The sequence below is a fragment of the uncultured Anaerococcus sp. genome (assembly GCF_947253225.1).
In the GTDB taxonomy this organism is placed as follows: Bacteria; Bacillota; Clostridia; order Tissierellales; family Peptoniphilaceae; genus Anaerococcus.
On sequence record NZ_CAMXYR010000025.1, the window covers coordinates 1 to 21,283 of the forward strand.

Consider the following 21,283-nt stretch of genomic DNA (forward strand, 5'->3'; position numbering starts at 1 on the left):
GAAGATGGAGGGTACTATGACAAATAAAAGTCTATTTGAAAATTTCTTTAAAAAGAAGTCAAATTTTGAATATATTTTTTCATGCTTAGTATACTCTATCTTTGCCTTCATAAAGAAGCTTAGATTTCCAATTGTATTAATTTGCCGTGCGCTTAAAGAGAGTCCTGTTTTGGGCTCTCTTTTTAATATGGTTAATTAGTTAGAAGGGAGGTAATTATTTACATATGAGTGGCGTAGTTGGAATAAAATCAAATACCGATAAGGCTAAGAAATTATTTTATTCATTAAGTTCTATTCAACATAGGGGTCAGGATGCTTCAGGTATAGTCCTATCAAATGGGAAAAACCTAAATAGAATTAGGGGAATGGGTCTTGTCAATGAAATTTTTGATGATGATAATTTGAAAGATAGCGAGGGTGAATACGCTATAGGTCATGTTAGAAGTGCACCAGAAGGATGTAATCAAGAGTATAATGTTGAACCTTTAGTAAGTTTTGCCAAAGGTAATGAATTTTCTATAGCACATGATGGAAATATTGTAAATTATAAGAGTTTAAAGAGAAAAGAGGAAGAGAGGGGCACGGCCTTTCATACATACACTGATAGTGAATTGATTTTACTTTTAATTACCAGATATTATGAAGGTGATATTGTAAAAGCAATAAGAAAAACTATGGATGATATTAGGGGAGCTTATTCTTGTGTGCTTTGTATGCCAGATAAGATAGTTGGTTTCAGGGACTACAATGGTATAAGACCTTTGATGGTTGGTTTTGATGATGATACTACAGTTATAGCTAGTGAAAATTGTTCGATAGAAATTTTAGATATTGATACTTACAGAGATATAAAGGCTGGAGAAATTGTTGTTGTCGATAAGAACGGGATTAGCTCATATCCTGCAGATGATAAGGCAAATTGTAAGCATTGTATTTTTGAGTATGTATATACAGCAAGGCCTGATGCTAACATAGAGGGAATAAATTCTTATATGTTTAGGTCAAAAAGTGGTGAATTGCTCTTTGACCAAGCTCCTATAAAGGCGGACTTGGTTTGTCCAGTTCCTGACTCAGGTACTCCATCAGCTATTGGCTTTGCCCAAAGATCCGGGATTCCTTTTGCTGCTGGACTTGTAAAAAATAGATACATGGGACGAACTTTTATTAAATCCAGCCAAGAGGAAAGAGAACTTGCTGTAAGATTAAAGTTAAATCCACAAAAGTCAGTTCTTGAGGGAAAGAGCATAGTTTTGGTTGATGATTCAATCGTTAGGGGAACAACAAGTGCTAAGCTAATAAAAAGGATTAGAAAGGCTGGAGCTAAAGAAGTTCACTTTAGAGTTACATCTCCTCCCTTCACTAACCCTTGCTATTACGGGGTTGATACCCCAGATAAGGAGAAAATTATTGCATCAACCTTATCAATTGAAGAAATTAGAGAAAATATAGGTGCAGATAGCTTGGAATTTTTATCCTTGGATAATCTCCTTAAATTAACAAATATTCCGGTTAACTTCTGTAAGGCTTGCTTCACAGGAGATTATCCAGTAGAAAGGGATGAGATATGAACCTTGCAGTATTTATATCTGGTACAGGAACTAACCTAAAGGCTCTAATAGAGGCCCAGAAAGATAAGTTCTTTACAAGTCAGATAAAAGCTATTGTTAGTAATAAAGAGGCAAAAGGCTTAGAATTTGCTAGATTAAATCACATAGCATATCTTGTGAGCAAGGATGATGATGAAATCCTAGAGTTTTTAAAGGACTATAAGATTGATTTAATTGTACTTGCTGGATACTTGCCAAGGATTAGCAAGAAACTAATAAATACTTACAAAATTATAAATATCCATCCTTCATTACTTCCCAAATATGGAGGTAAGGGATTTTATGGAAGGCATGTTCACGAAGCAGTCTTTGAGAATAAAGAAAAGACTAGCGGAGTTACAATCCACTATGTAAATGAAAATTTAGATGATGGAGCTATTATATTACAAAAAAAAGTAGATATAAGTGGGTGTAAAAGTGTTGATGACCTTGCAGATGCCATACTCAAGATAGAGCATCTTAGCTTGAAAGAAGTAATTAAGAAATTGGAGGTAGAAAATTGAGAGCTTTATTATCAGTAACAGACAAGACAGGAATAGTAGAACTAGCCAAAAATCTTAGGGACTTAGGTGTTGACCTTATCTCAACAGGTGGTACATACAAAAAGATTAAGGAAAGTGGTATAGAAGTTAACGAAATCGAAAAATTAACAAACTTTCCAGAAATTCTTGAAGGAAGGGTTAAGACTCTATCTCCCTATGTTCATGGTGGTATTCTCTACAAAAGGGATGATGAAAGCCATGTAGATACAATCAATGAACTTTCAATCAAACCGATTGATATAGTCGTGGTAAATTTATATGAGTTTCAGAAAGCTTTAGATAGGGGCAACCCAGAAGATATTGTTGAAAATATAGATATAGGTGGTCCATCAATGGTTAGATCAGCTGCCAAAAACCATAAGGACGTTTTAATTGTAACTGACCCAGCTGATTATGATGAACTTATAGAAAGAATTAAAAATAAAGAAGATGACCTAGCTTATAGACAAAAACTTGCTATGAAGGCCTATAACCTAACAGCTTTCTATGATTCGTTAATTGCAAGATATTTCTCAAAATTAATAGGAGAAGAGTCAAAATATAAGACTTATGGTTTTGAAAAAGAAGCAGACCTAAGATATGGCGAGAATCCAAGCCAAAAGGCAGCTATTTATAATGACCCTTTTGTAAAAGGTCTGATGGAAAATATAGAGGTGATTCATGGCAAGGAAATGAGTTATAACAATTATAATGACCTAAATCCAGCTATAGAACTTGCCCAAGAGTTAGGAGATAATGCAGTTGTTGCCTTAAAACACCAATCACCATGCGGGGTTGCTGTTGGATCAAGTGTCTATGATTCCTATATGAAAGCCTTTGAATGCGATAGCCAATCAATATTTGGAGGAATACTTGCAGTAAATGGTGTAGTAGATCAAAGGTCAGCAGAAAAAATGCATGAGATTTTCCTAGAAATAATAGCAGCCAAAGATTTTACTAAAGAGGCTCTTGATATTCTTACAAAAAAGAAAAATATAAGGCTTGTAAGAATCAATTATGAAAATGACCAAGTTAGAGAAGAAATAAGATATTTGAATGGCAAGGTTCTTATTCAAGATAAGGATTTTGCTATAGATGAGATAAACATAGTAACTGATAAAAAACCTAGTGAAGAAGAAATTAAAGACTTACTTTTTGCACAGAAAGTTGTGAAATATGTTAAGTCTAATGCTATTGTTGTTGCCAAAGGTATGAAAACTCTTGGATGTGGAGCTGGTCAGCAATCAAGAGTATGGGCATTAGAATCAATCAGAGACCACTTTAAGGATAGGGATTTTAGCGGAGCAGTTTTGGGCTCTGATGCTTTCTTTCCTTTTCCTGATACGGTTGAACTTGCTCACGAAATGGGAATTGAAGCAATTATCCAACCAGGTGGTTCAATAAAGGATCAAGCATCTATTGATAAATGCAACGAATATAAAATGAGCATGGTATTTTCTAAAAATCGCCATTTTAAACATTAAGGATAGTAATATGAAAATTCTAATAATTGGTTCGGGAGGACGTGAACACGCAATAGGCAGTAAGCTAAAAAAAGACGGAAGAGAGCTTTACTTTGCACCTGGAAATGCTGGAACAAGTGAATTAGGGAAAAATGTTGAAATAAGTTCGGAAGATATTGATAAATTAGTTGCTTTTGCAAAAGAAAATTCAATAGATTATACAGTTGTTGGGCCAGAAAATCCGCTATGTTCAGGAATAGTTGATGTTTTTGAAGAAAATGGACTAGAAATATTTGGAGTAAATAAACAAGCATCTAAGTTTGAATCAAGTAAAGCCTATACCAAAGATTTCCTTACTAGGTATGGGATTAATACAGCCAAATACATCCAAACTTCTGACAAAGAAAAGGCTCTAAGTTTCGGCAAAGACATCATAGAAAAGGATGGAAAGGTTGTATTAAAAAGAGATGGACTTGCTGGTGGCAAGGGAGTTTTTATAATAAGTTCCATAGATGAATTTGAAAGTAAGGTTGATGAGGTTTTTAGAACTGACAAACTAATAGTAATTGAAGAATTTATCCATGGTTTTGAGATGAGCCTACTCTGTCTTACAGATTCAAAAACTATTATCCCCCTCCCAACAAGCAAGGACCACAAGAAAATCTTTGAAAAAGAGGAAGGGCCAAACACTGGTGGAATGGGAACTTATGCACCAAACATAGAGGCAGATGTTTTTAAGGAAAAGATTGCGAAAGAGATTCTACCAAAAATTCTTGATGGTTTTAATAAAGAAAAAATTGACTACAGAGGCGTTCTCTTTATAGGATTTATGATTAATGAGAATGGCATTTATGTTTTAGAATTTAATGTAAGATTTGGAGATCCAGAAACTCAGGTTGTTCTAGAATTAATTGATAATGACCTTTTAGACCTCCTAAAAGCTACATCATCTGCCGACCTCGCTCAAATCGACCTTAAAACAAATAACAAAAAAGCTATTTGCCTTATTCTTGCATCAAGGGGCTATCCATCAAGCTATCAGACTGGAAAAGAGATAGATTTAGACAAAGGAATTAAGTCTACAATTTATCATGCAGGTACAAAAATAGAGGGTGGCAAAATTCTTACAAGCTCAGGAAGAGTTCTAAATCTTCTAGCAAGTGGTGATTCATTTGATGAAATCAGGAAAGTAATCTATGAAGATGCTATAAAAGTAAATTTTGAAGGAAAATACTACAGAAAAGATATTGGTCCAAGCGTTAAGAGAGTCTATGTTAGAAAAAGAGACAAGTTTGACTTTGAATCAAAAAATCTAATGAAAAACATCAAAACTTCTCTAGGAATTGAGGTTAAAAATCTTAAAATATACAAAAGATATGACCTAGAAACAAGCGATTATAATGTTAAAAAACTAATGGATACGGTTTTGAGCGAAAGTCCAGTTGATGAAGTATTTGCTTTTGAAGATTGTTTCGATCTTCAAGAAAGGCTTGGACCAACGATTGTAAGCCAGTATTTGCCAGGTCAGTTTAACCAAAGAGAACAGGGCCTCCTAGATACGGCTTTACTTGTAATTAATGATAAAAATCTTGAAGTTAGGTCATCTACAGTTTATGAGATAGAAGGTATAACCAATAAAGACTTAGATAAACTCGAAAGTTTTCTAATAAATCCAGTTGATTCTCATAGAGTTGACCTTTTGGGAATTCCTACAACCTTAAAGTCAAACCACAAAAAAAATACAGAAAATATTAGCTTTGAAGGTTTTAGGAACTTTGATGATAAAGACTTAAATAAATTTATTGAAGATAATTCCATGGCTATGAGCATTGACGATATTAAACTTGTTAGAGATTATTTTATCAAAGAAAAAAGAGATCCAAATGAAACGGAAATTAAAATTTTAGATACTTATTGGTCAGATCATTGTAGGCATACTACCTTTAATACCTACCTTGATATAAATATACAAGCTCAAACTAAGCTAGATGAAGCGATTGAGAACTCATTCGAAAAATACCTAAGGATGAGAGAAGAGTTAAATATCAAAAAACCAATAAATCTAATGAGCTTTGGTACAATACTTACAAAATATATGAGAGCAAATAATGATTTTGATGACCTTGAAGTAAGTAATGAGATTAATGCTTGTTCTATTTACACCAAGGTTAGGGTCTTAAAAGATGGAGTTGAAATTCTTGAAGATTACTTATTGATGTTTAAAAATGAAACTCATAACCATCCAACAGAAATCGAGCCTTTCGGAGGAGCATCAACTTGCTTGGGTGGAGCTATTAGAGATCCACTTTCAGGTAGGGCCTATGTTTATCAAGCCATGAGATTGAGCGGAGCAGGAAATATTAAAGAACCTTACGAAAATACCCTTGAGGGGAAATTACCTCAAGCAAAGATTACTAAAGAAGCAGCTCTAGGTTATTCTTCCTATGGAAATCAGATAGGTCTTGCGACAGGTCTTGTCGATGAATTTTACCACCCAGGTTATACTGCGAAGAGAATGGAGTGTGGGGCAGTTATTGCGACAGCTCCAGTTAAAAATGTCAAAAGACTAGAACCTAAGGATGGAGATTTAGTAATTCTTCTGGGAGGAAGAACTGGAAGAGATGGAATTGGAGGGGCTACTGGTTCATCAAAAGCCCACAAGATAAGCTCAATCCACACAGAATCAGCCCAAGTTCAAAAAGGTAACGCTCCAGAAGAGAGAAAAATTCAAAGACTCTTTAGGAGGAATGAAGTTGCAAGGCTTATTAAAAAGTGTAATGACTTTGGAGCTGGTGGGGTAGCAGTTGCCATTGGAGAGCTCGCTGATGGAATTGATATATTCCTTGATAGGGTTCCATTAAAATATGAAGGACTCAAACCTTTTGAAATTGCAATTTCCGAATCTCAGGAAAGAATGGCAGTTATGATTGATAAAAAAGACCTAGAAGAATTTATGACCTATGCCAGGGAAGAAAATATCGAAGCCACAGTAGTTGCAAGGGTAACTTCCTCAAATTACATGACTTTATATTATGGAGATAAGATTGTTGGAAGCTTATCCTATGATTTCATAAATACGGATGGAGCAGAAAGATTTGCCAAAGTTTCTTATGTGAGTGAAAGTATTCCAGAACTTTTGGTTGAAAAAGATGATGACGCAAATAAGTTTTACGAGAAAATCAAAAGCTTAGATTCTTTAAGTAAGAAAAATCTAATAGAATTGTTTGACCCATCTATTGGTAGAAATACTGTATTGAATCCCTTAGGAGGGAACAAACTTCTAAATCCTGCTCAAGTAATGGTTGCGAGGATTCCAGTAGAAAAAGGAGTTTCTAAAACAGTATCACTGATGAGCTATGGTTTTGATCCAGCACTTTCATCATCTTGCCAGTATTTGGGAGGATATTATGCAGTTGTAGAATCACTAGCAAGACTTGTGGCGATAGGTTCTGACCTTAACAAAATTAGGCTATCCTTCCAGGAATTTTATGAATCAATGGATAATGATAAGGCTTGGTCAAAACCATTAAAGTCTCTACTTGGAGCTTTTGAGGTTTCATCATATTTCCAAACTCCACCTATTGGAGGTAAGGATAGTATGAGTGGCACTTTTGAAAATATAAAAGTCCCACCAACTCTTATATCTTTTGCAGTTACAACTGAAGATATTGAAAATATAATAACCAATGACCTCAAGGGTGAGGGAAAAATTGGCCTAATAAAAACTCCGTACAAGGAAGATGGAACCCTAGATCTTGGGAAGTTAAAGGATAATTTCTTAAAAATAAATAGAGAAATTCGTTCGGGAAATATAATTTCTGCAGTAGCCTTAAGCCGTAAGGGTCTACTTACAGATATCTACGAACAAGCTGTAGGTAATACTGGATTTAGGATAGATTATGATAATTTATATAATCCTATGTTTGGCTCTTTCGTAGTCGAGTATAAGGAAGATAGAGAATCTATAGAAAATATTGGAGAGTTTAGCCGAGAAATAATAGTAAATGGGCAGATTATTGACCAAGATACCTTATATAATTCCTATGTTCATGGTTTAGATGAAATATTCCAGGGATATGATGATATAAAGTTAGAAAAATTGAGTCCTAAAAAAGTTAGCAGAAGGTTAAAATCAAACAAACCTTGTTCAAAACCAAAGGTCCTAATTCTTCAAGCACCTGGAACAAATTGTGAAATAGATAGTGCTAATGCTTTTGAAAAAGCAGGAGCTAGAACTGAAATCTTGGTATTTAGAAATCAAAACCAAGAAGATATAGAACAATCTATTGATAGGCTAGAAAAATCCCTAGAAGACGCACAGATATTTATGATACCAGGGGGTTTTTCACTAGGAGATGAGCCAGATGGTTCAGCTAAGTTCTTAGCAAATATTTTGAGAAACGAAAAAGTAGCAAGGGCCATTGATGTCCTATTAAATAAGAATGATGGTCTAATATTAGGCATATGTAACGGCTTCCAAGCCTTGGTTAAGACTGGTCTTCTACCATATGGAAAGATAATAATTCCAAAAAAAGACGATCCAACTCTAACCTTTAATACTTCGAGCCGACACATAGCAACTTTTGTAAATACAAAAGCCCTAACTAATTCTAGTCCGTGGACTGTTGGAATTGACTTGAACAAAACATATAGGCTACCAATATCCCATGGCGAGGGAAGATTTATAGTTAATGAAGAAAAATTAAAAGAACTCCTTGACAATGATCAGATATTCTCAGTGTATGAATCATCTCCTAATGGATCTTGTTACAATATAGAAGGAATAATTTCTAAAGATGGCAAAATTTTAGGTAGGATGGCACATGCAGAAAGAGTTGATGACGATTTGTTCAAGAATGTTTACCATGTAGAAAGAGAAGCAATATTTGAAAATGCAGTAAATTATTTTAGAAAGGAAGTCCAATGAAATTTTTAGGAGAAGGATTAACATTTGATGATGTACTTTTAGTACCAGGACCGTCAGAGGTTTTGCCAAACGAGGTTGATACAACAACTTATTTGACCAAGAAGATTAAACTAAATATACCAATGATGTCAGCAGGCATGGATACAGTAACAGAGTCTCAGATGGCGATAGCTATGGCAAGACAAGGAGGAATAGGCATAATTCATAAAAATATGCCAATAGCTGAACAAGCTAGACAAGTTGATGTTGTTAAAAGGTCAGAACATGGCGTAATAACAGATCCATTCTATTTACATCCAGATAATATCCTCCAAGATGCCTTGGATATTATGGCAAATTACAGGATTTCAGGTGTGCCAATAGTAGATAAGGAAATGTACCTAAAGGGAATCTTAACCAATAGGGATGTGAGATTTGTAGAAAATCCTAAGACTTTGATTGACTCTATAATGACCAAGGAAGACTTGGTAGTTGGTAGGGAAGGTATAAAGATGGCTGAGGCTATCAAACTAATGGAGAAAGCTAAAATCGAGAAGCTTCCAATTGTAGATGATGATTATAAGCTAAAGGGTCTTATTACTATAAAAGATATTGAAAAATCAAGACAATATCCACAATCAGCAAGAGATTGTAATAATAGATTAGTTGTTGGTGCGGCTGTTGGAATTACAAATGATATGATGGAAAGAGTTGATGCATTAGTTTCTGCTAATGTAGATGTTATAACTCTTGATACTGCCCATGGCCATTCAAAAAATGTTCTAAAAGCTATCAGAAAAATCAAGGAAAAATACCCAGACCTCGACCTTATTGCAGGAAATGTAGCTACAGCTGATGCAACTCGTGATTTGATAGAGGCTGGTGTTGATGCCGTAAAGGTTGGTATAGGTCCAGGTTCAATATGTACCACAAGGGTTGTAACAGGTATAGGTGTACCACAAATTACAGCTATTATAGACTGCGTAAAGGAAGCTGAGAAATATGATATTCCAGTGATTGCCGATGGAGGTATCAAGTATTCTGGAGATATAACTAAGGCACTTGCTTGTGGAGCGAAAGTCATAATGGCAGGATCTCTGTTTGCAGGTACTGAGGAATCTCCAGGAGAAACTATAGTTTTCCAAGGTAGACAATATAAGGAATACAGGGGTATGGGTTCTCTTGCTGCTATGAAAGATGGTTCGGGAGATAGGTATTTTCAAACAAACACCAAAAAATATGTTCCAGAAGGAGTTGAAGGAAGGGTTGCCTACAAGGGACCAGTTAGTGAAGTTGTTTACCAATTACTAGGAGGTCTTAAATCAGGTATGGGCTATGTTGGAAGTAAAGACTTAAAGGAACTTTATGACAAGGCCAAGTTTATTAGAATTACTTCTGCATCTTTGATAGAAAATCACCCTCACAATATTACAATAACAAGAGAATCACCAAACTATTCTAAAAACTAGGAGGAAAAATGACAGACGTAAGAGTTATAATGGGTTCAGCCTCAGATGTAGAAATTGCCAAGAAAGTTACGGCTATCTTAAAGAAATTTGAAGTATCTTATGAAGTATCAGTAATTTCAGCTCACAGAGCTTTGGAATTATTGCAAGATACAATTCATAAGGATGATGCTAAAGTATATATAGGGATTGCAGGAATGGCAGCTCACTTGGCTGGTGTAATGGCAGGTATGACCATAAAACCAGTCATAGGAATCCCGGTAGGAGGAAGCAATACTTCTGGCCTTGATGCACTTTTGTCTATGGTGCAAATGCCTAAAGGTGTACCTGTAGCAACCGTCGCAATAAATGGAGGTGATAACGCAGCCTTACTAGCTATCCAAATTCTTGCTTTATCAGATGAAGTCTTAGTTGGTAAATTACAAGCTTACAAAAAAGAAATGCTTGATAAGGTACGAGAAGATAATGATAAACTAGAGGAAATATAATGGATAAGCTAACATACAAAGATGCTGGTGTTGATAAGGAAAAAGGCTACGAAGAAGTTGAACTGATTAAAAAGATTGTCAAGCAAACCCATGGCAAGGAGGTTCTCACAGGAATCGGAGGATTTGCTGGAGCTTTTAAACCTGACCTTACTGGGATTGCTGAGCCTGTAATTTTAAGCGGTACAGATGGGGTAGGAACAAAAATAAAACTTGCTATGGATATGGACAAGCACGATACAGTAGGGATTGATTGTGTAGCCATGTGTGTAAACGACATACTTTGCCAAGGTGGAAGTCCACTATTTTTCCTAGACTACATAGCAACAGGAAAATTAAATCCTAAAAAAATGGCCGCTCTTGTTGATGGAGTTTCCAAAGGATGTAAGCAAGCTGGTTGTGCTCTTATAGGAGGAGAAACTGCCGAGATGCCAGGCATCTATAAAGAAAATGATTACGACCTAGCAGGTTTTGCTGTTGGTCTTTGTGATAAGAAAAAATTAATTGATGGTTCAAAATTGAAAGAAGGTGATATCGCTATTGGTCTTTACTCATCAGGAGTTCATTCTAATGGATTTTCTCTAGTAAGGGCAAGCATGAATTTAGCAGGAATAAACTTGGACAATAAGTTTGATGATAAACAAACTATTGGACAAAAACTTCTAACACCTACTAAGATTTATGCACAAGAAATAAAATCGTTGTTAGAAAATCTAGAAATAAAAGCCATTTCCCATATAACAGGTGGAGGTCTTTATGAGAATGTGCCTAGGGTATTAAAAGATGACCTTGCCGTTGAATTTGATTTGACTAGGTTAAAACTTGACCCGATTTTTACAAAAATTCAAGAATGGGGCAACATCGAAACTGAGGAAATGTATCACACCTTTAACATGGGAGTTGGTATGGTGGTTTTTGTAAGCCAAGATGACGTCGAAACTTGTCTTGAAATATTAAATGGCGAGGCAGAAATTGTTGGAAGAGTAACTAAAGGTAATAAGGAAATTAAAATTAATTTATAAGGAGATAGCCATGGAAAAAGTATACACAGGAAAAACAAAAGATGTTTACAAATTAAATGATGAACAATATCTACTAAAATTCAAAGATGATGTAACAGGTAATAATGGAGTTTTTGATCCAGGTGCTAACAGTGTAGGTCTAACCATGGAAGGAGCTGGCCACCAAGCAGTTGCAATGACCAAATTTTTCTACGAAAAACTAAATGATAGAGGACTAACAACACATTTCATATCAGCAGACCTTAACAAAAATGAAGCTATTGTAAAAAAAGCTGAAGTTTTCGGACAAGGAGTCGAAGTAATCGTAAGATACTATGCAGTAGGATCCTTTATCAGAAGATATGGTAGATATATTGAATCTGGAACAAAAATCAAACCATATGTTGAGATAACCTTAAAAGATGATGAGAGAGAAGATCCACTAATAACAAAAGACGCCCTTGCTCTTCTAAATATAATGACCGAAGAAGAGTATGAACAATTAAAGGCTTTAGCTTTAGATATTGGTGAGATTGTCAAAGAGGAACTTGCTAAGAAAGGATTAGACCTATACGATATCAAATTTGAATTTGGTAGAATAGAAGGCGGAAAAGTCGCTTTAATAGATGAAATCTCAGGCGGAAATATGAGAGCCTATAAGGATGGTAAATATATAGAACCACTTGAACTAGAAAAAATAATGTTGGGTTAGAAATAAATTAGGAAGCTTTAGATCCTAACTGAGCTATATTATTTTGGAAATAGAAGGTAGATTAGTTCTGCATTATAGTAAAAATAATTGAAATCCTAAGTCTTTTGTGGTATTATAACAAGGTACGAAGCGGAGGTGTCTATATGGTAAATTTCTTAGCGATTGTACTTGTTATTGCCTCAATTATAATAATAGGAGCAGTAACACTACAAGATCCTAAAACAGAAGGTCTAGGTGCTCTATCAGGAACACAAACAAACGTGTTTGGTAGAAGTGCTCACAGATCAAAAAATGAAATGCTAGATAAAGTTGCTATTGCAGGAGGAATACTTCTTTTTATTGGAAGCATAATCATGGTAGCAATTAACTAAGAAGGGGTAAGCTATATAATATAGCTTAGCCTTTTTTTATTATAGACAAGAGGAGTTTTGATGAACTTAAAAGAACTTATATTAAATTTAGTATATGATCCTTCTTATATACCGATGACCATTAAGGAATTGGAGGCTTATCTTGATGTGGATAAGTACACAAGAAAAGCTGTAGAAGCCCTACTAAAAGACTTAGAAAAAGATAATAAAATTCGAATTTCAAATAAAAAACGCATCATGCCCCTTAGTGAAGAAGAACTTTCCCTAATAGGAAAAATTTCCATTGCCCAAGGAGGGTATGGTTTTTTCATATCAGATAATGAAGATTTTCCTGATGTATTTATAAAGAGAGATAATCTTTTTAATGCTCATAACAGTGATAGAGTGAAGATTGATATTATAAGACAAAAAGAAGGTGGCAAGAATGCTGAAGGAAGAGTAAGAGAAATTATTGAAAGGGCAAATGAAGAAGTAATAGGCATCTACCAAAAAAACAAGGGTTTTGGTTTTGTTATTCCAGATAGCAAGAATTTTGGAAATGATATATTTATAGAAGATAAGTATGCAAAAAAAGCCAAGAATAAGGATAAGGTCGTAGTTGAAATTATCAACTACCCTAAAAAGGGCAAGCCAGAAGGTAGGATTACGGAAATAATTGGAAACAAGAACGATAAAAATATTGATATCCTTTCCTTAGTAAGATCCCACAATATACCAAACGAGTTTTCTAAAGAAACGAAGAAGGAAGTTTTATATGTAAAAGATACGGTTTCAGGTTTAGAACTTGATGGAAGAATGGATCTAAGAGACTTGTTTACAGTTACTATAGATGGTAGGGATTCAAAAGACTTTGATGATGCGATTTCTATAGAAAAAAATGGCGATAACTATGATTTGTACGTTCACATTGCCGATGTTGCCCACTATGTAAAAAAGGGCACAGCTATTGATGATGATGCCTATGAAAGAGGTAACTCAACTTACCTATTTAATCTTGTTATTCCAATGCTACCAGAAGAACTATCAAATGGAATTTGTTCCCTTAATCCCAAGGAGGATAGACTTTGCCTAAGTCTTAAAATAACTATTAACAAAAAAGGAAAAGTTATTGCCAATGATTTTTATGAGTCAGTTATTAATTCTAACTACAGATTAGTATATGATGATGTAAATGTTTTTTTAGATGATGGCGATGGGGAAGTTTATGCTGATGATTTGTTAAAAGAAAAGCTTTTAGAATTTAATGACCTTAGAGAAATCCTAAGCCAGAAGAGGCATACAAGAGGTTCAATCGACTTCAACTTTTCTGAAAGTCAAATAGATGTGGCAGATGATGGAAAAGTTTTAAATATTTCTAACCTATATAGGGGGTCAGGAAACAAAATGATTGAAGAGTTTATGCTATGTGCAAATGAGTGTGTGGCGAGTCTTTTTGCTTATATGGACTATCCTTTCATCTATAGAGTCCACGAAAAACCTAGTCAAGAAAAAATTGAATCCTTTAAGAGAGCCCTAGCGGCTATTGGAATTACAATAAGAGGTAGTGAGTTACATTCCAAAGATTTTCAGCATATTTTGGAAGAAGTTGAGGGAAAAGAAATGGAGTCTGTGATTAATTTATTGATGCTTAGAACTATGCAAAAGGCTAAGTATTCTGAGCATAGGGATATACATTTTGGCTTATCAACAGAATTTTACACTCACTTCACTTCTCCAATAAGAAGATATCCAGATCTAATAGTCCATAGACTCTTAAAAAAATACCTTCACAATAAACTTACAAGTATAAATCAGACAAGCCTTGAGAAAATCCTAGAAAAAAATGCTGATCACCTTTCAATGACCGAAAGAAGGAGTGAGGATTGTGAAAGAGATGTGGAAGATTTATTAAAGTGTAAGTACATGAGAAGATTTGTTGGGGATGATTTTTTTGGGATAATTTCATCAATAACTGATTTTGGAATTTTTATTGAGCTTGAAAATACGGTTGAGGGTTTATTTATGTATAAATTTTCTGAAGATAGGTACGATTATATTGAAGAGACCATGAAAGCTTTCAATTCGACTAAAAAGATTTTTTATTCTATAGGAGATAGGGTAAAAATAAGAGTAAGAAACGTCGACCTTTACCAAAGAAATATAGATTTTGATATGGAGGTAGAAGATGAAACTATTAGCTAACAATAAAAAAGCCTACCATGATTATTTCATAGAAGAGAAATACGAGGCTGGGTTATCCCTTTTAGGCAGTGAAGTAAAATCAATAAAAAAAGGAAAAGTATCCATTAAAGAATCTTTTATTTCTGATAGAAATGGAGAGATGTTTATCTATGGTATGCATGTAACACCCTATGAGCAAGCCTACGATAAGGATATAGATCCAACAAGAACTAGAAGGCTTTTACTTCATAAAAAAGAGATTAATAAGTTAATTGGAGTAAAAACTCAAGCTGGATATACAATAGTTCCCTTAAGGGTTTATGAAAGAGATGGTCTTGTTAAATTAGAACTCGCCCTTGCCAAGGGGAAAAAGCAATATGATAAGAGAGAATCAATAAAGGCAAAGGAAGATAAGAGAAAAATTGACAGAGCCTTAAAAAATCACAGATAGGAATAATGATGACAGAATTAAAGGTAAAACTTCTGAATTATACTCGAAATGGCGAAGAGACGATAGCTCAAGCAGGCAAGCTGTGTTATTCGCCTGTTGGAGTTGATGAAATAGCTCAAAAACAAGACGAAGAATCTATAGCAAGGTATGTTAAAATGCTTGCGGATTTGGGACACTTATCTCCCATCGAACATATTTCCTTTACTTTTGCTGTCGAGGGAGTTTCACGAGTCTTGACCCACCAGCTTGTTCGTCATAGACTTGCTTCCTACTCTCAGCAATCTCAAAGATATGTTAAGCTTGACCAATTCGAATACATAATTCCTAAAGAGATAGAAAAGGATGAAGAAGCCAAGAAAATTTTCCAAAATCATATGCAGGCATGCCAAAAAGCCTATGATGAGCTTGTGGAAATTTTGCAAGCAAAACATTACGAGGCCTTTATCAAGGAAGGTTTAGAGGAAAAATCTGCTAGGAGGTCTGCATCAAAAAAAGCTATCGAGGATGCTAGATATGCTTTTCCTAATGCTTGTGAAACAAAAATTGTCTTTACAATGAATGCTCGAACCTTACTTCACTTTTTTGCAGTTAGAAGTTGTTTGAGAGCTCAGTGGGAGATTAGAGATATGTCAGATCAGATGATAAGACTTGTTAAAGATATTTACCCAAATCTTTTCTTAAAGGCAGGCCCATCTTGTATTGGTGGATCTTGTCCTGAGGGGAAGATGACTTGTGGAAAGATTAAACAAGTCCGAGAGAGATTTAGTAACATGTAGAAAAAAGTTAGGAGATTCCTATGGCCTATATACAATTAAACAATTTAAGAAAAGAGTTTAAATCAGGAGATAGTAAAATTGTAGCCAATGATGATATAAATTTCTCCTTAGAAAAGGGAAGGCTTTTGATAATAGTTGGAGCAAGCGGAGCAGGAAAGACAACTCTCTTAAATCTTCTTGGGGGGATGGATAAGGCTACAAGTGGGGAAATACTTATAGATGGTAAAAACTTGACTTGCCTTAATGATAGACAACTCACTGAATATAGGAGAAATGATGTAGGCTTTGTTTTCCAACACTATAATTTGATTCCAAATCTTACAGCTCTTGAAAATGTTGAAATGGCATCAGAAATTTCAAAAAATCCCCTAGACCCAACAGAAATATTAAAAGAAGTCGGTCTAAGTCATAGGCTGGGAAATTTCCCAGCCCAACTTTCTGGAGGAGAACAACAGAGAGTAGCTATAGCAAGAGCTCTTGCCAAAAATCCCAAACTTTTGTTGTGTGATGAGCCAACTGGAGCCTTAGATTATGAAACAGGAAAAACAATCCTAAAACTCTTAGAAAAAGCTTGCCATCAAATGGAGGCAACTGTTGTCATTATTACCCATAATTCACTTATTAAACCTATGGCTGATCAAGTGATTGAAATTCGAGATGGAAGAATTGTTGAAGATTATATAAATGAAAGTCCTGTTTCTGTAGATGAGATAGAGTGGTAGTATGAATAAGACTTACATTAAAAGTATCCTAAGGGATATCAAAAAAACTAAGGGCAAGGTTTTTTCTATTATGGTCATGGTAGGTCTTGCTACTATGGTAGTAGTGGGTCTTTACCTATCAGGACCTAGCATGAGAAAAAGTCTAAACAACAGCTTGGTGGCATATAAACACCCAGATCTAATAGTTAGGTCAACTTATGGCTTAGACTATGAGGATGAGAGTCTACTTAAAACAGATAAAGAAATAGAACAAATCAACTTCATAAAGGCTATTGATTTAAGGGATAAGGATAAAATTATTAGGCTAAAAGAATACGATCCAAACCTTCCTAAACTAATCATAACTGAGGGCTCTTTACCTAAAAATCCAGATGAGTTAATCCTAGATTATAAATTAAAGGAGCATTATAAGCTTGGAGATAAAATCGATTTTTCATATATAAATTCAGACCAAAAAAAAGATTTTAAGATGAAAAGGTTAGCTTATAGGGTGGTTGGTTTTTTCAAGTCTTCTGATTATTTTATGGAAGATATGAAAGAGATATCACCTATAGGCAAAAGTGAATTATCAGGATTTGCCTACACTTTAGGAGAAAACTTTGCCTATGATAAATACCATGAGGCAAATATAGTTTATAAAAATTTCTCATCCCTAGATAGAACTTCATTAGCGTATCTTGACAAGGTTAAAGGAAAGAAAGATATCTTAGAAGATAAAATAAAAAATAGACCTTCTGAAGTAATAAAGAAAATTAAAGATGATGCTGGTAAAAAGATAGATAATGCCCAAAATAAGTTAGATAAGGGCATAAGAGATTTAGAAGATAACGAGAAAAAAATCAAAGATAGTGAAGTTTTATTGAGAGATGGTTTTAAAAAGTATCAAGACAGTAAAAACACTTATGAAACCATGATTGCCAAGGGACAAAGAGATTTGGAAAAAGCAAAGGTTAACTTGGATGAGGGAAGGTCTAAGTTAGAAGATGCTAAAAAAGCTTATCAAATCAATAAAAAAGACTTTGATAATAAAATTACAAGAGCTGATTATGAACTTGCAAGTAAGGAAAGCGACCTAAATCTTGGTTTTGCTAAGCTTGATAAACCTCAGAAAGAATTAAGCGATGGTTATGCTAAATTAAAGGAAAACTATGACAATTCCATAGCAAAGCTTGATGAGGCTATGGCAAGTATAAGTATAGACGAGGCGAACCTTTTGTCAAAAAAGTCTGAACTTGACCAACTAAAAAGTCAAGAAGAAAGTGAAGAAAATAAAGATAAAATTCAGAAATTAGAAGCTGATATATCATATTTGGAAGAAATCATATCTAAGTCTAAAAACCAGTATGAAACTAACAAAAGTAACTTAGACCAAAAATATAACGAAGAAAAATACAAACTTGACCAAGCTTTAGGAGAGATAAGGGCTAAAGAAGATGGACTAATTAAAGCGAAAAATCAGCTTGCCCTAGCAAAAGAAGATTTTAATAAGGAAAAATCAGCTGGAGAGGCCAAGCTTTTTAAGGCAAAAGATGAAATATCAGCCAACGAGAAAAAACTAAGAGATGGTGAAAAATCCTACAAAGATGGTCTGCAAAACCTAGAGATTCAAAAAGAAAATGGTAGGAAAAAATTAGAAGAAGCCTATAGAAATCTTCTTGATAAGGAAGAAGAATTAAACAAGGCTAAGAAAAAAATTGCTGAAGAAAAAGCTAAGGCAGATAAGGATATAAATAAAGCTAGAGGAGATATTAAAGAATCTAAGGAAGCTCTTCTAAGCTTAGTTGACCCAGAATATAAAGTTGAAAGTATCCTTGATAATAAAGGGATAGATACCTACTATAAAAATTCTTTGAATATGGATAAACTATCAAAGGTATTTCCAGCCTTTTTCTACCTTGTTGCTATGCTTGTAACTTTGACGACTATGAAAAGGTATATAGAGGAGCAAAGAGCTATAAATGGAACCTTAAAATCCTTGGGATATTCAGATAAGGACATAGCAAAGAGATTTTATATCTATGGTCTAGGGCCAACGCTTTGTGGAGCCGTTATAGGAGCGATTTTAGGTAGGTTTGCAATACTTCCAGTTATATTTAAGGCCTATTCAACAGGATTTGGTGTTGGAGAAATGGCTATTTCAAAAAGTCTTGTAACTATGGCTCTTGCTATTGTAGTTTCAACTTTCCTTATTGCTCTAACAGTTAGAATAAGTTCAAGTGAAACCGTAAAAGAAGCTCCAGCAAATCTTCTTAGGAGGAAAACTCCAGATTCAGGAACAAAGATTTTCCTAGAAAGAATAAGACCTATCTGGAAAAGTCTATCCTTTATGCAAAAAATAACTGCTAGAAATCTTTTCAGGTATAAGTCAAGGATGTTTATGACTATCTTTGGAGTTGGTGGGTGTACGGCCCTCTTATTCTTTGGTTTTGCAATGATTGATGCCATCAAGGATACATCAAAAATCCAACAAGAAGAAATCTTTCACTACGAGTCTGTTTCAATTGTGAACACTTCAAGTAAGAAAGAAGATATAAAAACCTACGAAAGAGAACTAGCAAGGTATGAAAATCTTCCTGTTTATAATAAACGAGCAAAACTGAAAAATGGAAAGGAAAGTTTGGACTTATCTATAATAATTCCAGAAGACGATAATAAATTAAAAGATTTTGTAAACCTTAGGGATTTAGATAATAATTCTTTTAGCTTATCCGATAAAAAAGTTGTCTTAACAGAAAATATTGCCAAAAAATTAGGCTTCAGAGCTAATGATACGATTGATGTTGACCTTGATGGAGATAAGGTTAAGTTAAAAGTTGGGGCGATTAGTGAAAATTATATTGGAGACTATTTATATATTTCAAATGACTACTATAAGGAGAAAATTAAGGATAAACTTAACTTAAACTCTAGTCTAATAAAGGGTAATCCACAAAAAATCAAAGAAAGCCTAGATGATAAGAAGGCGGTTGATGCAGTTATAAATAAAACAGGGGCCTACGAGTCAATGGATGCTCTTCTTTCAAATTTAAACCTTGTAATCAGTGTGATAACTTTCATCTCATCAGCCCTTGCCATAGTGGTATTATATAATATTACCAGCATCAACGTAGGAGAGAGGAAAAGGGAACTTGCAACTGTCAAGGTACTAGGATTTTTTCCTAAGGAAGTAACATCATATATTTATAGGGAAATATTTATCCTCACAATTCTAGGAATATTTGCAGGCTATATCTTAGGATATGTAATGTTTAGGTATATTCTTGATGTGGTAGCTCCTGCTGAGATTATGCTTGCTTACAGGACACATCCAATATCCTATATAATATCAGGAACAATAACTCTCCTAATATCTCTTGTGATTTTGATATTTGTTCATAAAGATTTAAAGAAAATTGATATGGCAGAAGCAATGAGTTCTGGAGAATAAAAAGTAGTTCTTTAGGAGCTACTTTTTGTTTGTTAACTTTTTTAAGTTAGTATTTTCAGATAGAAATAAGGATAAACACTGTTATAATAATAAGTGAGGTGTTTATGAAAATTATTTTAGTAAGACATGGACAAACGCAAGCAAATATTGATTGGAAGTATTCAACTTTAGATACAAGTCTTGCAGAAAGTGGTCTTTATATATTAGATAAAACTAAAAAACTTCTAGCGGATTATAAGATTGATGAAGTTTATACATCTAAGCTTGTAAGAAGTCAAGAAACGGCTCAAAGACTAGGATTTTCGCAATTTATCCCTGATGAAAGGCTTAACGAAATGAATTTTGGACTTTTTAGGGGTCGAGGAATCGATGAAGTAAGGGAAAATGAGAAAGAATTTTTTAAAAAAGAGATGGAAAATTATTTTGAAATAACTTATCCAGATGGGGAATCCAGAATTGATGTAATCAGAAGAACTGGTGATTTTTTGGATGAACTTTCCCAAAAGAAAGACAAGACAATCCTATGTATTTCTCATGGCATAGCTATTAGGTCTTGCCTATTTTGGATACTCAAAGACCTTGCCAATTGGGGGAGTTTTTGGATAGACAATGGCTCTCTTACTGTTTTTGATGTTAAAGATGGAAAAAAACTTATAGAAAGTGTAAACAAGATATGAAATTTATCCACTTGGCAGATGCTCATTTATCAGATACTTTTAATTTTGATAGAAATATTTCAGCTAAGATTAGGAAGGCATCTTGGATGAATTTTGAAAAAGCTTTAAGGGATAATAGAGATGTTGATTTTGCTTTGATTGCTGGAGACTTATTTGAAAGATCATATTTTTCATCTAATGATTTCTCAAGGCTTTTTAAGATTATAAAAAATTTCGGTAAAGATGTTTACTATGCTTCAGGAAACCACGATTATTTTGATGAATTCAATTCTTTATTTTTAAAAGAAGCACCGGATAATTTTCATATTTTCGGCTCTAAAGAATTAGAAATGTTTGAAAAAAACAGGTTGAGAGTATACGGAATTTCTTATGAGGATAGGGTCTTTAAAAAGAAGGTAAACCTAAATATCAATCTTGATGATGAGTTTTTTAATATTTTGCTAATACATGGGGATGTTGATAGACCTACATCTAATTACTTTAACCTCTGTCTCTTATACACATCTCCGAGCCCACGAGCCTATTGCGCTCATCTCGT

At 34.2% G+C, this 21,283-nt stretch carries 16 protein-coding genes; all 16 read left to right on the forward strand.

Features of this window, described 5'->3' with window-relative positions; translation table 11 throughout:
* Positions 1-224: 224 nt before the first annotated feature.
* Positions 225-1,568: an amidophosphoribosyltransferase gene (gene purF, locus Q0W95_RS04430; protein ID WP_297790308.1), complete on the forward strand. Its 1,344-nt coding sequence runs from the start codon at positions 225-227 to the stop codon at positions 1,566-1,568.
* Positions 1,565-2,110 (forward strand): phosphoribosylglycinamide formyltransferase, encoded by a 546-nt coding sequence (locus Q0W95_RS04435; protein WP_297790309.1) that lies wholly within the window; start codon positions 1,565-1,567, stop codon positions 2,108-2,110. Before purF ends, Q0W95_RS04435 begins: the two co-directional genes overlap by 4 nt.
* Entirely contained in the window at positions 2,107-3,612 is a 1,506-nt protein-coding gene (gene purH, locus Q0W95_RS04440; RefSeq protein ID WP_297790310.1) for a bifunctional phosphoribosylaminoimidazolecarboxamide formyltransferase/IMP cyclohydrolase, read from the forward strand. Before Q0W95_RS04435 ends, purH begins: the two co-directional genes overlap by 4 nt.
* 10 nt (positions 3,613-3,622) lie before the next feature.
* A complete protein-coding gene (locus Q0W95_RS04445) occupies positions 3,623-8,518 on the forward strand; it encodes a phosphoribosylformylglycinamidine synthase (protein ID WP_297790311.1) in 4,896 nt (1,631 codons plus the stop codon).
* Entirely contained in the window at positions 8,515-9,966 is a 1,452-nt protein-coding gene (guaB, locus tag Q0W95_RS04450) for an IMP dehydrogenase (RefSeq protein WP_297790312.1), read from the forward strand. Before Q0W95_RS04445 ends, guaB begins: the two co-directional genes overlap by 4 nt.
* Before the next feature lie 8 nt (positions 9,967-9,974).
* The gene (gene purE, locus Q0W95_RS04455) at positions 9,975-10,451 is read left to right on the forward strand and encodes a 5-(carboxyamino)imidazole ribonucleotide mutase (RefSeq protein ID WP_297790313.1); all 477 of its coding nucleotides are present in this window, start codon (positions 9,975-9,977) and stop codon (positions 10,449-10,451) included.
* Complete coding sequence (gene purM, locus Q0W95_RS04460; RefSeq protein ID WP_297790314.1) at positions 10,451-11,470, forward strand: phosphoribosylformylglycinamidine cyclo-ligase; 1,020 nt, start codon at positions 10,451-10,453, stop codon at positions 11,468-11,470. The genes purE and purM overlap by 1 nt, the downstream gene beginning before the upstream one ends.
* Before the next feature lie 10 nt (positions 11,471-11,480).
* On the forward strand, positions 11,481-12,161 hold the full coding sequence (locus tag Q0W95_RS04465) for a phosphoribosylaminoimidazolesuccinocarboxamide synthase (protein ID WP_297790315.1): 681 nt from the start codon (positions 11,481-11,483) through the stop codon (positions 12,159-12,161).
* Between the two features lie 143 nt (positions 12,162-12,304).
* Positions 12,305-12,532, forward strand: coding sequence for a preprotein translocase subunit SecG (secG, locus tag Q0W95_RS04470; protein ID WP_297790316.1), 228 nt, complete (start codon positions 12,305-12,307; stop codon positions 12,530-12,532).
* A gap of 60 nt (positions 12,533-12,592) precedes the next feature.
* A complete protein-coding gene (gene rnr, locus Q0W95_RS04475; RefSeq protein WP_297790317.1) occupies positions 12,593-14,713 on the forward strand; it encodes a ribonuclease R in 2,121 nt (706 codons plus the stop codon).
* Entirely contained in the window at positions 14,697-15,143 is a 447-nt protein-coding gene (smpB, locus tag Q0W95_RS04480) for an SsrA-binding protein SmpB (RefSeq protein ID WP_297790318.1), read from the forward strand. The genes rnr and smpB overlap by 17 nt, the downstream gene beginning before the upstream one ends.
* Positions 15,144-15,151: 8 nt before the next feature.
* Positions 15,152-15,919, forward strand: coding sequence for an FAD-dependent thymidylate synthase (gene thyX / locus Q0W95_RS04485; RefSeq protein ID WP_297790319.1), 768 nt, complete (start codon positions 15,152-15,154; stop codon positions 15,917-15,919).
* 20 nt (positions 15,920-15,939) lie between these two features.
* Complete coding sequence (locus Q0W95_RS04490; protein WP_297790320.1) at positions 15,940-16,641, forward strand: ABC transporter ATP-binding protein; 702 nt, start codon at positions 15,940-15,942, stop codon at positions 16,639-16,641.
* 1 nt (position 16,642) lies between these two features.
* A complete protein-coding gene (locus Q0W95_RS04495) occupies positions 16,643-20,068 on the forward strand; it encodes an FtsX-like permease family protein (protein ID WP_297790321.1) in 3,426 nt (1,141 codons plus the stop codon).
* 104 nt (positions 20,069-20,172) lie between these two features.
* Complete coding sequence (locus Q0W95_RS04500) at positions 20,173-20,745, forward strand: histidine phosphatase family protein (RefSeq protein ID WP_297790322.1); 573 nt, start codon at positions 20,173-20,175, stop codon at positions 20,743-20,745.
* Positions 20,742-21,283 (forward strand): metallophosphoesterase (locus Q0W95_RS04505; protein WP_297790323.1); only part of this gene is annotated, 542 nt, incomplete at its 3' end. The genes Q0W95_RS04500 and Q0W95_RS04505, both read left to right, overlap by 4 nt.